General features: G+C 65.3%; 12 protein-coding genes and 1 tRNA gene. 5 read left to right on the top strand and 8 right to left on the bottom strand.

Translation table 11 applies throughout. From position 1 onward, the window contains the following. The first annotated feature begins 162 nt into the window (after positions 1-162). Positions 163-1704, top strand: a complete 1542-nt coding sequence (locus ACW9UR_RS12695; protein WP_458917360.1) for an OpgD/OpgG family glucan biosynthesis protein — start codon at positions 163-165, stop codon at positions 1702-1704. A 4-nt stretch (positions 1705-1708) separates the two neighbouring features. Here the strand turns inward: ACW9UR_RS12695 and ACW9UR_RS12690 are convergent, their stop codons facing one another. Both ACW9UR_RS12690 and ACW9UR_RS12685 read right to left on the bottom strand, forming a co-directional pair. Next, positions 1709-2776, bottom strand: coding sequence for a DUF389 domain-containing protein (locus tag ACW9UR_RS12690; protein ID WP_458917359.1), 1068 nt, complete (start codon positions 2774-2776; stop codon positions 1709-1711). Positions 2777-2961: 185 nt separating this feature from the next. Next, positions 2962-4623 (bottom strand): alpha/beta hydrolase, encoded by a 1662-nt coding sequence (locus ACW9UR_RS12685; RefSeq protein WP_458917358.1) that lies wholly within the window; start codon positions 4621-4623, stop codon positions 2962-2964. Positions 4624-4719: 96 nt separating this feature from the next. Between ACW9UR_RS12685 and ACW9UR_RS12680 the strand changes: the two genes are divergently transcribed. Beyond that, on the top strand, positions 4720-5634 hold the full coding sequence (locus tag ACW9UR_RS12680; RefSeq protein WP_458917357.1) for a dienelactone hydrolase family protein: 915 nt from the start codon (positions 4720-4722) through the stop codon (positions 5632-5634). 60 nt (positions 5635-5694) lie between these two features. Beyond that, positions 5695-7110: a cytochrome P450 gene (locus ACW9UR_RS12675; protein WP_458917356.1), complete on the top strand. Its 1416-nt coding sequence runs from the start codon at positions 5695-5697 to the stop codon at positions 7108-7110. A gap of 3 nt (positions 7111-7113) precedes the next feature. Here ACW9UR_RS12675 and ACW9UR_RS12670 read toward each other — a convergent pair whose 3' ends face one another. Continuing rightward, positions 7114-7398 (bottom strand): ArsR/SmtB family transcription factor, encoded by a 285-nt coding sequence (locus ACW9UR_RS12670; RefSeq protein WP_458917355.1) that lies wholly within the window; start codon positions 7396-7398, stop codon positions 7114-7116. 264 nt (positions 7399-7662) lie between these two features. Continuing rightward, positions 7663-7736, bottom strand: a tRNA-Gly gene (locus ACW9UR_RS12665). 168 nt (positions 7737-7904) lie between these two features. On the opposite strand from ACW9UR_RS12665, the gene ACW9UR_RS12660 reads away from it, so the two are divergent. Further along, positions 7905-8171 (top strand): YMGG-like glycine zipper-containing protein, encoded by a 267-nt coding sequence (locus ACW9UR_RS12660; RefSeq protein ID WP_458917354.1) that lies wholly within the window; start codon positions 7905-7907, stop codon positions 8169-8171. 93 nt (positions 8172-8264) lie between these two features. On the opposite strand, the gene ACW9UR_RS12655 is transcribed toward ACW9UR_RS12660, so the two are convergent. Continuing rightward, entirely contained in the window at positions 8265-10301 is a 2037-nt protein-coding gene (locus ACW9UR_RS12655) for an ASKHA domain-containing protein (protein WP_458917353.1), read from the bottom strand. A 174-nt stretch (positions 10302-10475) separates the two neighbouring features. Between ACW9UR_RS12655 and ACW9UR_RS12650 the strand changes: the two genes are divergently transcribed. Further along, positions 10476-11348: a sulfurtransferase gene (locus ACW9UR_RS12650; protein ID WP_458917352.1), complete on the top strand. Its 873-nt coding sequence runs from the start codon at positions 10476-10478 to the stop codon at positions 11346-11348. A gap of 121 nt (positions 11349-11469) precedes the next feature. Here the strand turns inward: ACW9UR_RS12650 and ACW9UR_RS12645 are convergent, their stop codons facing one another. From ACW9UR_RS12645 to ACW9UR_RS12635, 3 genes are read right to left on the bottom strand one after another with little or no spacing between them, the layout of a single operon-like run. Further along, positions 11470-12405, bottom strand: coding sequence for a methyltetrahydrofolate cobalamin methyltransferase (locus ACW9UR_RS12645; RefSeq protein WP_458917351.1), 936 nt, complete (start codon positions 12403-12405; stop codon positions 11470-11472). A gap of 7 nt (positions 12406-12412) precedes the next feature. Then, the gene (locus ACW9UR_RS12640; protein ID WP_458917350.1) at positions 12413-13351 is read right to left on the bottom strand and encodes a methylenetetrahydrofolate reductase; all 939 of its coding nucleotides are present in this window, start codon (positions 13349-13351) and stop codon (positions 12413-12415) included. A 29-nt stretch (positions 13352-13380) separates the two neighbouring features. Next, positions 13381-13680: a virulence factor gene (locus ACW9UR_RS12635; protein ID WP_458917349.1), complete on the bottom strand. Its 300-nt coding sequence runs from the start codon at positions 13678-13680 to the stop codon at positions 13381-13383. Between the last annotated feature and the right edge of the window lie 75 nt (positions 13681-13755).

Here is a 13755-nt window from a genome sequence, read left to right as displayed (position 1 = left end):
CCATCAGCATACACTGGCCTCTTCCCGGAAAAACACATTATCTGGAGCGCTTGCGCGGAAACTGGAGTGCGCTGCATGAACACGCGGATTTCATTCCATTCCGACCGTGGTTTCGGCAAAGATGCAGCCGTACCGGCGAAGACTCGGCGATGGGGAGGTATCATGGACGGTCCGCGTAGTTGGTCACTGGGTTTGCTCTCGGGCATGTCGCGGCGTGGGTTCCTCGTGTCCTCCGTCGCGGCGCTTGCCGTTGGACAGGTTCGGGCACAGGAGGTGGCTACCGAACCCTCTCTTCTCGAAATGGCCATGCAGTTGCGAGATCGACCCTACGTCCCGCCATCAGGCGAGCTTCCGCCGCCGTTCGCCGGGCTCGATTACAATGCCTTTCGCGCAATCCGGACAATGCGCGGGCATTCTTCATTCCTGCCGCTCGGGGACGACTACGCTTACGACCTGCTGCCGCCGGGGCTCTACTTTCCCGACCCCGTGACCGTCGAGGCCCCCGATGCAGAGGGCTTTGCCCCGGTCCCGTTCTCGCCCCGGCTGTTCGAATTCGACGCGCGCTATTTCACTTCGGTGCCGCAGGAGGCGCCGGGCGCAGGGTTCTCGGGGCTGCGGGTGCGGCATCCTCTCAACGATTCCACGGTGATGGACGAGTTTCTCGTCGTGCAGGGAGGCAGCTATTTCCGGGCAATCGGACGTGCGATGGTCTACGGGCTGTCCGCCCGCGCGGTCGCCCTCGGCACCGGCGGTCCCACGCCCGAGGAATTCCCGCGCTTCACCCAGCTGCGCTTGCTGAAACCTCGCGAGGGTAGGGCGCGCCTCGAAGCGGTGATCGACAGCGCCTCGCTGACCGGGCACATGTCGCTCGAGGCCGAACCGGGCGACGAAACCCGGCTCTCGGTCACAGTAACGCTGTTCCCGCGCCGCGAGATCGCGGACGTCGGCATCGCGGCGTTGACGTCGATGTACCTGAAGGGGCCGCTGCGGAATGCCGTGTCAGACGACTTCCGCCCCGCGGTTCATGACACCGACGTGCTGGTAATCGAGAATGGCGCGGGCGAAACGCTCTGGCGGCCACTGTCGAACCCTGCTCGGGTCGAGACCTCGGCTTTCGGTGACGTCAACCCGCGTGGGTTTGGCCTCTACCAGACCGACCGCGACTTCGGCGATTTCGAGGACGCCGAAGCACGCTACCATGACCGGCCCTCGGCCCGTGTCGAGCCGCACGGCGACTGGGGCGCGGGCGCTGTCATCCTGGTCGAGATCCCGACTGGCGACGAATTCATGGATAACATGGTAGCATTCTGGCGGCCCGAGGCCGTGCTGGCGGCAGGCAGCGAACACGCCTTCTCCTACGATATCGTCTGGACCCGGCAACCACCTGCACAGCCGGGGCCTGCGCAGATCATCGGCGCGCGCGCAGGGCGCGTGCACGACCGGCCTGGCGCGTTGCGCTACGTCGTCGATTTCGATCACCATCCGGAAGAGTCCGTGGCCGATCTGACCGCCAGCAACGGCGCCGAAATCGACGGTGTCGCCTCGGTGGCACTACCTGATGGGCGGCACCGGGTGACCTTCGTGCTGCTGCCAAACGATGCTGATGCTGCGGAACTGCGCCTCGTTCTTCGCACTGCGGAGGGTATGCCCGCCAGCGCCGTATGGCTGCACCGCTGGACGCCGGCGCGAGACGGCGGGGTTTGATCTGTCAGTCGCCAATGGAGACAGCAGGCGCCGAGGAAACCGTGTCGGTACCAAGCTCGATCTGGGCTGCGATCCGGGTCTGGTATCTGAAGACCACGGTATATTCCGGCCCGAGGACCTCGAGAACCGGCTCGCGCAAAGGCGTATCGCGGAGAGCATCGGGCAGCATGTCCGCCACGGATGCGATCTGGTACTGAGCCTCGATTGGTAGGTCCACGATCAGCCAGACCTCGGCGAAATCGCGTCGGGGCCTGACATCGACACGCAATAGTTCGACCGAAACCGGATCCGACCAGTCGCGGATCACTGCGGCAAGGGCCGCTTCCGCGCGGGTCTCGTGGTACCTGTTCACCGTGGAGGCGATCAATTGCGCTGCGATCAATCCCAGGAATCCCAGGATTGCGATCAAGCCAGCCGAAAAGCCCACGACACGTTTGTGCAATCTCGCCCGGAATGCGGAACGGCTGCTATAGACGTAGACAGCGCAGGCAGACAGGATGATCGCACCAAGGTTGGTCGCGAACAGGAGCGCCGCCTCGTAGGCGTCATCCATCTCGCCGTAGTAGAGCAGTATCCCGGCCGCACAGAGCGGCGGGACCAGCGAGACACCGATCGCAGCACCGGGAAGCAGGCTGATCTCGGATCTCTGGATCTGAACGTAGGCGCCGGCGATGCCTGCCGCGAGGGCGACGATCAGCTCTTCTGTGCCGGGATCGGTGCGGGCGATCACTTCGGACGGAATGATTATGCCGCGCGGCACATCAGATACGAACACAAGCACCCAGGCGAGCGCCACGCTTGCCGATGCGGCGATGCAGACGGTTAGCAAAAGCAGGAATGCGCGCCGCGACCAGCCCATTACCATCGCAGCCGCGATCCCGAGAATGGGAGTCATGAGCGGGGCGATCAGCATGGCTGCGATCACCACGGCGCCGGAGTTCCGAAGCAGGCCCATGGTGGCTATCACGACCGAAAGCGAGAGGAGCATGGCGAACCTCTGCCAGTAGATGTGCGGCTGCACGCCCTCGAACTTGAGGATGTTCCGGGTCGTGCTGATGGCCTTTACTGTCATCCGGCTAAATCCCGCACCGTTCGTCAGACCGTCACTATATCGACCTAAGACGCAGGCAGACCAGCAACTCCTTCACGGATGAATAGAATTGCGACAAGCCGGGCCGGATAAAGACCGGAGTCAGCGCACCTCTCGCCAAAAGGCAAGGTGACCGGTGCTTCCGAGGTATGAGTTTGGCAAAGCGGTCACCACGGTGGCGGGCGTGCGGCGAAGACCTCGCGCAGTTCGTCGGCGCGAGCGTCAGACCAGCCCTCAGGGTCGGTCAGGGCCGCCCAGGCGTCGATGTAATCGGCGTAGTAGTAGAAATGCCCGTAGCCCTCGAAGCCGAGCGCCACGATCATGTCCAGCCCCACCTGGAACGCGGTCACGAACGGATACCAGCGCATCTCGGGCGCGACATCCGGGGCTCGCGGTTCTTCGGTCAGCCAGGCCGGAGGCCGCCAGATCGTCGCGCTGTCGAAGACCACGATCGGATCGCTGCCATAGTTCAGCATCACGAAACGGATCGGGCCCCAGGGCGAAGCCGCATCCTCGAGGACGTTCTGCTGGTTCGTCACCCGGATCAGCGAACCGTTCCCATAGGTCGGCCGCCACGCCGGGCTGTCCGGGTTCCGGTTGCGGCGGACATAGCTCCAGATAGGGCTCAGGAAAGGCGAGCCGGCCCAGAACGCGCCGTCGAACGGATCGCCCAGTGTGTCGAGAAAGGGCAGGGTGTACTGGCTATTCATCGCGCCCTGGCTCAGCCCATGGAAGTAGAGCTTGGGGCGGTCGTCTTCGGGCAGGGCGCTCCAATGGTCGTAGATCACGTCGAACAAGGCCTCGGCCTGTTCCAGCCCGTACTCTACCTCGGCCAGGATCGACAGAACCGAGGTCAGGTAGGAATATTGCGCAGCGACATGCGCCGTATCTCCGCCGAACATGAAATCGATCACGTCATGTGATCCCGGATCCATCCAGCCGGTACCGACGGGCGTGGTGACGATCAGCAACTCACGCTCGAACCCGCCGGTGCGGATCAACTCGGCCAGCGCCAGTTCGGCCCGTTCGCGCGCAGTATCTGCCGAGCGTCGCCCGACATAGACCCGTACCGGCCGCGTGGCTTCCTCGCCGGTGAAGGCTGCGATCTCGGCGGGGTCTGGCGTTCGGGTGATGAAATCCCGCCCCTTGTTGCCCATCGCATCCCAGTCGATCAGCGAGGCATCGCTGCCGGTCATCATCGGATCGGTCGGTTTCACCTGCTCAGGGGCGATCAGTGCGTCCGTTGCCTCGAACGAGGCATCGGCGATTTCGAATGCGCGGCGAACCAGGACGCCGTCGATGGCAGCCCAGAAGACATAGGCCGCCAGAACGACCCCCAACACCGGCCCGACACGACCCGGCAGGACCCGTCGCAAAGCGCGTCCGGCACGGTCTGCGAGTACGACGAACACGGTTCCGGCCAGCCAGAGCACTGCGAACACGGCCAGCGCGATCAGCAGGATCAGCACGCGGTCGCCGGTCTCGACGGGGGGCGCGTCGATGGCGCGCCGCGTGGCGTTCTGCCAGTCCGGTGCGGCGAGCATTGCGAGGACAACGGTAACCAGCGCGGCGGCGAACATCAGGCGTTGCGCTGCACGGCGGATCCGAGGGTTCCCTTCGGGCAGCCGCATAAACAGCCAGACCCAGCCGAGCGCGGCCCCGATGGCATAACCGATCCCCGCCGATATTCCAGAAAGTGCGCCCTGCCATTCGGGTGGTCTCGGGATCAGTGAAGGCGTCAGCGAAGCGGCGAAGAACAATGCCGCCAGCAGCATCCCTGGTGGAGAAATGCGCCAATGGCTCCGCCGTTCAGGTTCCCGATCCTGCATCCCGGCCTCCGTGTATCCCGCGCGGAGTCTAGGGGCTGCAAGCCCATGCGCCAACGGGGCTTTCGCCCCCTTTGAGGTAATGTCACACTGCTATTCATGACGGGTTTGACGAAGCGGGGAAGACGGCTGCGCTGGCTCGCCATCGCGGCAGCCGGGCTGGTGCTCGTCGCCTTGGTCATCGTATCGAACATGGCTGGACAACACACCGGCGCGCTTGTTCAGGCGACCGCGCCCGAGACGCATGCCGAGCGGCTTCGACCCTACTACACGGTGCACGGTGTCCCTGAGAATGGTGGCCAGGTCCCGGTCGCCTTGCTGTTTTCCGGATGCGACGGTCCCTCGGACAACGCCGCCCGCTGGGCGGACAAGCTGGCTGAGGCCGGCTGGGCCTCGGTCGAGGTCGATAGCCACACACCGCGCGGACTCGACGAGATGAACCTCTGGCGTCTGGTTTGCAGCGGGCAGGCCTTGCCGGGAGTCGAGCGGGCGGGAGATGTGGCGGTCGCAATCGCCGACGCCCGCGCCTTGCCCTTTGCCGATCCCGCGCGGATTGCGCTGGTCGGCGCGTCGCATGGCGGTTGGGCCGTGCTGGATTTCCTGGCCTTCGCCGGGCGGGGCGAGGTGCCCCCCTCGCTGACCGAATGGCCGGAAAGCCTGGTCGAAGATCCGCTGGACGGAGTGGTCGGGGCCGTCATGCTTTACCCTTACTGCGGCTTGCTGAGCGAGGCGGGCGAAACCGCCTGGCAGGACCGCGTACCGGCGCTGTTCCTGCTGGTCGAGGACGATACGATCACCGACGAGGAAGCCTGCCTCGACCTCGTCCGCGCGGCCGAAGCCTCCGGTGCACCTGTCGAGCACCACGTCTATTCCGGGACCACGCATGGGTTCGACCAGCAGAACAAGGCCCCGCTCAGCACGCTGGAGTTCGACCCGGGCGCGACGGAGGACGCGTTGCGTCGCATCAGTGACTTCCTCGCTCGGGTAACCTCTGAAGGCTCCGTGCGGCATTGACCTTCCGCGTACGCTGGTAGACGGTCCAGACGCTTTTTACGTGATGCAGGACACGTGCGGATGGACAGCCGGATTGAAGGACGGGGGCGGAGCAGCGGGCAGGGGCCGCAGACGCGCGACAAGAAGGACCTCTTTCGCCCGGTCGCACCCGTCGTTTCCACCGAAGCTCCGGGCTGGCGCGCGCTGATCCGCGGCATCCGCCGTGCCGATTTCTCCCATTTCCCCGCCGAGGCCTATCGCAAGCGCGTCTTCGCCGCTCCGCTGCGCGGCCGCGAGTTGTTGATGCCCCGCGCACCGCAGCAGGTCCGCGAAGTGCTGGTCTCCGAATACGAGAACTACCCGAAAAGCCAGGTGATGCGCCGCTTGCTCGCGCCACTGATCGGCAACAGCATGTTCATCACCAACGGCGAGACCTGGAAGCGCCAGCGCCGAATGGTCGACCCGGCCTTCGAGCTGTCGCACCTGAAAGAGTTCATGCCCCTGATGCAAGGCGCGGTCGACGACATGATCGCGCGCATGGGTCATGGCGGCGAGATGGACCTCGACCAGGAAACCATGCGCGTCGCCGCCGACATCCTCTGCCGCTGCGTATTCTCGGAGCAGGTACACCCCGGGATGGTCGACGAACTGGCCGAGACCTTCCGCGACTACCAGGCGCTTGTACCGGCGTTCCTCATGCTCGAGGGCGTGAACCTGCCGCGCTGGGTTCTGCCGATCCGGCTAGCGCGCGCTCGGCGGGCGGGCAACCGCATCCGGGCGCAGATGCGGGCGCTGATCCGCCAGAGGTTGGAAAGCGGCGCGCGCCCGACGGACCTGCTGACCACGCTGATCGAAGCGCATGACGAGGAAACCGGCCACCGCTTCACCGAGACCGAACTGGTTGACGAGGTTGTCTTCTTCTTCCTTGCAGGGCACGAGACCTCGGCCAGCGCGCTCAGCTGGTCACTGTATCTGCTGGCCAACGACACCCACACTCAAGACCGTGCCCGCACCGAGGTGTTCGAGCATCTGGGGCAGGGACCCGCCGACTTCTCGGGGCTCAGAAAACTGCGCTTCACCCGCGACGTGTTTCGCGAGGCACTGAGGCTTTATCCGCCCGTGACAGCCTATGTTCGCGACGCTGTGGGTACCGCGAAACTGGCAAAGCGCGAGATCAAGCCGGGGGACCTCGTGGCGGTCACCCCGTGGTTCGTGCACCGAAGCCCGCGCAACTGGTCGCATCCGGACCTATTCGACCCGGACCGGTTCCAGACCGATGCCGGAAAGCAGTCCATGCGCGACGCCTATGTGCCCTTCAACACCGGCCCGCGCGTCTGCTCTGGCGCGGCATTCGCCACGCAGGAATCGCTGTTGGTGCTGTCGGCCGTTCTGGCGCGCTATCGGCTTCACCCGGTCAAAGGAAAAGAGCCGCAGCCGGCCGCGTGGTTGACCCAGAGGTCGCGCAACGGCACCTGGCTGCGGCTCGAGCCGCTATAGGGATCAGTCCCGGAACACGTCCTGCAGGACGTCGACGAATTGCGCGACGCGCGTGTCGCTCAGCCGGTAATAGATCGTCTTGCCATCACGCCGGCAGGCCACGAGGCCTTCCTGGCGCAGCCGCGCAAGCTGTTGGCTGACCGCCGCCTGCCGCGTCTCCATCAGGGTCTCGAGCATGCCGACGGATTTCTCGCCGGTCGAGAGATAGCGGAGAATGGCAAGACGACCCGGATGACCCGAGGCCTTCAGGTAATTGACTGCGAGTTCGGTGTCGAAACGGCGGTCCAAACGTCTTGGTCCCGGGGTTACGACATCATCGCTAAGAGGTTTTGGCACAGATTTCATACCACTTCCGCGTATTCGTTGTAATTGCGCACCCAGGGCAGCGGCCCGTACGGACCAGCCACCTCGCGCCCCCAGTTCTGGTAGGGTCGGGGATGATGGTGGCGAAATCATGGTGCGACTGTGTTCATGCCAAGAGTGCGCCGAGAACTCGTCCCAGATCCCCTGCATGGTTTACGATTGGTAAAGGAAAAAGTGCGCCGCGGTCACTGGAGCGGGTGAAGGGAATCGAACCCTCGTCGTCAGCTTGGGAAGCTGCTGCTCTACCATTGAGCTACACCCGCGACGCCGTTCTGAGTATCTGCGCCTGTGCAGCCCGTCAAGCTTGCTCGACAGCGACCGGACTGCTGGTTTCCGCGCGTTGCAGCGGTGCCTCGGAACCAACCGCGGTGCGGCACGTTGAGCGCGCGACGGGAAGGGAGACCCTCCCGCACGAAACAAGGAGACGAACCATGACGAAAGCACCGATCCTCGCCGCCGCGCTGTCCGCCACCGCTCTGCTGGCGGCCTGCGATACCACCGAGCAGAACGCCGCCGCAGGCGGTCTCGCCGGGGCCGCGATCGGTGCGACGGTAGCAGACGACGACGTGAAGGGCGCAGTCATCGGCGGCGCAATCGGGGCCGCCGCCGGAACGCTGATCTCCGAAGCGCAGCAGCCTGGGCAGTGCGTCTACCGCGACAGTGCGGGCCGCGAGTACATCGCCGACTGTCCGAACTGATAGTCCGGAATACTGCAACGAGCCCGGCCCCACATGCGGCCGGGCTTTACCATTTCTTTCCAGGATATTGTGCGGCGTTGTGGGGGCGGCGTGTCAGCCTTCGCGCCGCCGTCGGCGCCGCTGGCCCCGGTCCGAACCCGGGGCAGAGAACGCCACATCCGGCAGGATGGTCTCGCCACGCAACCTCGCATAGGGCGCACTGGCATGCGGGATGTGGTTGGCGGCAACGAAATGTTCCTGGAAGCGCGGCTCGACAGCGGTCTCGACCTTTTCGATCTGCGTCACCAGCACCTCGATCTCTCGTCGCGCCGCGGCATTGAGCAGGGCGATCCGTGCGCCCGTCCCGGCGGCATTCCCCGCCGATTGAACCTTGTCCAGCGCGCAATCCGGGATCATGCCCAGCACCATCGCGTGCAGCGGGCTGATATGCGCACCAAACGCCCCCGCCAACACGATCCGGTCGACCTCGTCGACTTCCAACTGGTCCATCAACAACCGCGCCCCAGCGTAAAGCGCTGATTTCGCTAACTGAATCGCGCGGACGTCGTTCTGCGTTACCGCGATCCGGGGGCCTCCCGCTGCTGTTCCGTCGAACAACAGATAGGCATGTGTCCGGCCTTCGGGGGTCAACCGTGTAGTGCCGGTTTCCTCCGGTCCCCCGATAAGCCCGGCCGCATCTACCAGCCCTGCGATCCGCATCTCGGCCACCGCCTCGATAATCCCCGAGCCGCAGATCCCGGTAATGCCGGTGGAGGCGGTCGCGGTCTCGAATCCTGGCTCGTCCGACCACAGATCGCAGCCGATGACCCGGAACCGCGGCTCCTTGGTCACCGGATCGATCCGCACGCGCTCGATCGCGCCGGGTGCCGCCCGTTGGCCCGAGGATATCTGCGCACCCTCGAAGGCCGGCCCGGTCGGCGACGAACACGCCAGGACCTTGTCCTTGTTTCCCAACAGGATCTCGGCGTTCGTTCCTACGTCGACGATCAATACCAGATCCTCGGACCGGTTCGGTGCCTCGGAGAGCGCCACCGCCGCCGCGTCCGCACCGACGTGTCCGGCGATGCATGGCAGCACGTAGATCCGCGCGTCCGGGTGCAGCGTCAACCCGATCTCGTTCGCCCAGAGCGTCAGCGAGGTCGCGGTCGCCAGCGCGAAGGGCGCCTGTCCCAGTTCGGTCGGATCGATCCCCAGAAGCAGGTGATGCATCACCGGGTTGGCGACGAAGACCGCTTCGAAGACCAGCTCTGGATCGACCATCGCCTGCACAGCCAGTTGCTGGACCAGCGCGTTGATCGCATCCCGCACGGCGCGCGTCATCTCGTCCGCGCCGCCGGGGTTCATCATCGCATAGCTGACCCGGCTCATCAGGTCCTCGCCGAAGCGGATCTGCGGGTTCATCAGCCCGTCCGAGGCCACGACTTCTCCGCTTTGCAGATCGCACAGATGCCCGGCAACGGTGGTCGAGCCGACGTCGATCGCTACGCCATAGATGCCGCCGTCATAGAAACCCGGCCAGACCTGCATGATCCGGGCCGAGCCAAGGCCCCGTCCATGATAGACTGCGCAAGTCACCTTCCAGCCGCCCTCGCGCAGCGCCGGTTGCAGCATCTGCAGCGTACGAAGGTCGCCCACGACATGCGCCAGGCCCCATTGCTCGGCGAGCGCCCGCTCCAGCCGCTCAAGATCGCCACTGGGGTTGTGGATGTCCGGCTCCTCGACCTCGACGAAATAGAGCCGCGTGGCGGGGTCCAGCACGATGTCCCGCGCCTCGGCGCGCTTGCGGACCACCTGCCGGTGCACCTGGCTTTCGGCTGGAACGTCGATTACCACGTCCTGCTCGATCCGCGCCTGGCAGCCCAAACGCCGGCCTTCGGCCAGGCCACGCTTCGACCGATAGCGCTCCTCGACCGCGTTCCAGTCCGAAAGGGCATCCTCGGCGACGGTCACACCGTGCTTGGGGAACTGTCCGTAGGAGGGCTGTACCTGGCAGCGCGAACAGATGCCGCGCCCACCGCAGACGCTGTCGAGATCGACGCCCAGCTTCCTGGCCGCATCCAGCACCGGAGTGCCTACCGGGAACCGGCCTCGCTTGCCCGAGGGAGTGAAAATGACCAGGGGATCCGTCATGTGCCTGCTGCCCGTCGCTATCCTGCTTACCGGTATGGGCTCATTGTTCCGCCCGTGCCAAGGCCGTTTCCGCCGCCCGGTTGCCCGTTCGCGTCACGCAGACGTGATCGCCTCATTCAACAGCATCTTCGGTCGCGCTATATGAACCTTGCATCCAACCTGAGGGAGCCGATCATGCGCACTCTTCTGACCATTGCTACCTACCTGACGGGCGCGACCGCCGCGCTGGCCTGGGGGCCCCTTGCCGAGCCCGGCGAAGAAGCCCAAGCCGAGCGGATCCTCGACATCCGCAGCCCCGAGGACTTCGCCAAGGGCCATCTGCCGGGCGCGGTCAACGCGCCCTATGGTGACTGGCGTGGGCCGGCAGACAACCCCGGCGAGCTTATTGACACGGCCACGCTTCAGCAGCTGCTGCGCGACGCAGGCGTCGAGGACGGCCAGGACATACTGATCGTTCACCAGGGGGACAGTACTACCGATTTCGGCGCAGCCGCACGGGTCTACTGGACCCTCAAGTCGGCAGGGCTCGACTCGCTCGCCGTCCTTAACGGCGGCTACGCGGACTGGGTTGAAGCCGGAAATTCGCCCTCGACCGAAGCCGCGAGCGTCGAGCCCACCGAGATCGATGTCACTTGGGACAACAGCTGGACCATCGATCGCGCCGGCGTGGCCGAGGTCGTGGATGGCAAGTCCGGGGCAGTGCTCATCGACGCCCGCCCGCATGAGTTCTTTACCGGGGAGACCAAACACGACGCAGCCTCTCGGCCTGGCACGCTCGCCGGCGCGCTGAACCTCGTGAACACCGTCTGGTTCGGCAACGGCGATCCGCGCATCGACGCCCCGCAGGAGATGATTGACCGCGTGAAAGCGCTGGCTGCGGAGAATGGTGACGCGCCGCTTGTCAGCTTCTGTAACACGGGCCACTGGGCGGCGACCAATTGGTTCGCGGCCTCCGAGCTTGCCGGGATCGAGGGCGTGAGGCTCTACCCCGAAAGTATGGTCGGCTGGACCCTGTTCGGTGGCGACGTCGCCAAGGGCACCAACTGAGCCGGACAAAAAGCGGGCGCTCCAGTCTCTAGGCGCCCGCCTTCCACTTTCTCAAAATATCCCCGCCGGAGGCATCCGGCGCCGGCCCGAGGCCCCAAGCCCCGTTAACCGGTCGAAGGCGTCAGGCGCTGCGCCGCCGACGACGCCCCTCGCGGCCTGCGCGGGCGCCTTGCGGAACCTCGCCCTCGGCAAGTACCGGCTTGTTCGCCCGGATCCAGGCCGCTCCATGCGGGTCATTGTTCATCAGCAGGTTCGCGGCACGGATCGCGTCCATCTCGGCGGGGCGGACCGGGTTCATGATCGCGCTGGTCATGCCCGATGCAATCGCCATCGGCAGGAAGGCCGCGTTGATCCCGTGCCGGTTCGGCAGGCCGAAACTGACGTTTGACGCGCCGCAGGTCGTGTTGACACCCAGTTCCTCGCGCAGGCGGCGCACTAAGGTAAAAACTTGCAGCCCAGCGGTGGCCATCGCGCCGATTGGCATCACCAGCGGATCAACCACGATGTCATGCGCGGGGATACCGAAGTCAGCGGCGCGCTCGACGATCTTCTTCGCCACAGCAAAGCGCACGTCCGGATCCTCGGAGATCCCGGTGTCGTCGTTAGAGATCGCCACCACCGGTACGTCATATTTCTTGACCAGAGGCAGCACCAGTTCCAGCCGCTCTTCCTCGCCGGTCACCGAGTTCACCAACGGCCGGCCTTCGGCGGCCTCGAGCCCGGCTTCCAGCGCGCCAGGCACGCTCGAATCGATACAGAGCGGCACGTCGACCAGCCCCTGCACCAGGTCGATCAGCTTGCGCATAAGCGGCGGCTCGGTCTCGTTGGGATTGGGGTTGGAGTTGTAGACCACGCCTGCATTCACATCGAGCATCGTCGCCCCGGCGGCCACCTGCTCGAGCGCGTCCTTCTCGACGGTCGAGAAATCCCCGGCTTCCAGCTCGGCGGCCAGCTTCTTGCGCCCGGTAGGGTTGATCCGTTCGCCGATCACGCAGAAGGGCTGGTCGAAGCCGATGATAGCGGTCTTCGAGCGGGACGAGACAATCGTTCTGGTCATTTGGGCCTCAGGCGCGGGCGGCGGCGGTGGAACCGGCGGGACGGCCGGCGGCGTTCATGAACTCGGCGGCGCCGGGAATGCCCCCCAGCGGGAAGACATGCACCGCCTCGACCTGGAACTCGGGATGCGCGGCCTTGTGCGCGGCAAGGTCCTGCAAGATCTGGTCAGGCGTAAAGGGCAGCATCAGCTTGGTGATGTCCGCCGCGCGGCGCTGGAGCACCCGGATCGAGGGGCCGACCCCACAGGTCATGGCAAACTTGATGAGCGTCTGGAGCTTGGCCGGACCCGCGACGCCGATGTGGATCGGCAGGTCGACACCCGCTTCACGCAGGCGGTCGGCCCAGGCGATCACCGGCTCGGCCTCGAAGCAGAACTGCGTGGCGATGGCCATGTCGGCGTCGGTGCGCTCGGCGAAGTCCGACTTCCAGCGCAGCGCCTCCATCACCACCTGCTCACCGCCCTTGGGATCGATGTCGCGGTTGCCCTCTGGGTGGCCCGCAACGTGCAGTCGGGCGAAGCCGCGCTTGTCCAGAACGCCGCTTTCCATAACCTGCATCGAGCTGTGGAAGTCGCCCACCGGCTCGGACACGCCGCCGGCGATCATCAGCGCCTGCGAGACGCCGACATCGGCATAGCGCGCTGCCCAGTCATCAAGCGTGGCGCGGTCCGGGATGATCCGGGCGGGCAGGTGGGGCATTACCGTGAAACCCTCGTCAACCAGCCGGGCGGCGGTTGCGATCATGTCCTCGATCGGCGTTCCTGCGATATGGGCAACATAGACGCGGGTACCCTCGGGCAGGATGGCGCGGAAATCCTCGACCTTGGCGGCGGTGCGCGGCATCACCTCGATCGAATAGCCCTGGACGAAATCGGCCAGTTCGCCGCTCGCGCTGGCCGGCTGGGCGGCGCGAGCCGCCTTGCGTCCAAAGGGCAGGATTGTCGCCATGTGCCGTATCCCTTCTTTCAAGCCGTCGCTCAGGATTCGCGTCCGCCGTTTTCGACCAGCGCCCGCAACTTCTCCGTTTCGTACGCGGCATCGAGGCGCGCCGCTTCTGCAGAAGCGACATCTTCCGCGTCACCTTCGACAGAAAAAGGCTCCGCGCGGCGCCATTCGGCCAGGTATGCGTCGGTATCGCGTGCGCCGGATTTCATTGCAGCACGGTCGATGGCCTGCTCGAAACGCTCGGGCAGGGGCCGTTTCACGGCCTTCCGGCCTCGACCCACGATCACCTGGGCGGGAATGTCTCGCCAATAGACGATGGTCACGTCGGGCATGGCTCCTCCTTCGTGGGTGGTCGTTTTCCCGTTTCACCACAGATATGTGGAATATTCGCCCTTTGTCAGCCCTGC

Source organism: Halovulum sp. GXIMD14794 (assembly GCF_054457455.1).
The sequence above is the reverse complement of the archived record's forward strand: the minus strand, read 5'-3'. Positions and strand labels throughout refer to the sequence as shown.

Coding starts and splice junctions, on each gene's coding strand:
- ACW9UR_RS12655 (WP_458917353.1), bottom strand. CDS start 10,301: ATGACGGATCCCCTGGTCATTTTCACTCCCTCGGGCAAGCGAGGCCGG.
- ACW9UR_RS12675 (WP_458917356.1), top strand. CDS start 5,695: ATGGACAGCCGGATTGAAGGACGGGGGCGGAGCAGCGGGCAGGGGCCG.
- ACW9UR_RS12640 (WP_458917350.1), bottom strand. CDS start 13,351: ATGGCGACAATCCTGCCCTTTGGACGCAAGGCGGCTCGCGCCGCCCAG.
- ACW9UR_RS12695 (WP_458917360.1), top strand. CDS start 163: ATGGACGGTCCGCGTAGTTGGTCACTGGGTTTGCTCTCGGGCATGTCG.
- ACW9UR_RS12660 (WP_458917354.1), top strand. CDS start 7,905: ATGACGAAAGCACCGATCCTCGCCGCCGCGCTGTCCGCCACCGCTCTG.
- ACW9UR_RS12690 (WP_458917359.1), bottom strand. CDS start 2,776: ATGACAGTAAAGGCCATCAGCACGACCCGGAACATCCTCAAGTTCGAG.
- ACW9UR_RS12635 (WP_458917349.1), bottom strand. CDS start 13,680: ATGCCCGACGTGACCATCGTCTATTGGCGAGACATTCCCGCCCAGGTG.
- ACW9UR_RS12650 (WP_458917352.1), top strand. CDS start 10,476: ATGCGCACTCTTCTGACCATTGCTACCTACCTGACGGGCGCGACCGCC.
- ACW9UR_RS12645 (WP_458917351.1), bottom strand. CDS start 12,405: ATGACCAGAACGATTGTCTCGTCCCGCTCGAAGACCGCTATCATCGGC.
- ACW9UR_RS12685 (WP_458917358.1), bottom strand. CDS start 4,623: ATGCAGGATCGGGAACCTGAACGGCGGAGCCATTGGCGCATTTCTCCA.
- ACW9UR_RS12680 (WP_458917357.1), top strand. CDS start 4,720: ATGACGGGTTTGACGAAGCGGGGAAGACGGCTGCGCTGGCTCGCCATC.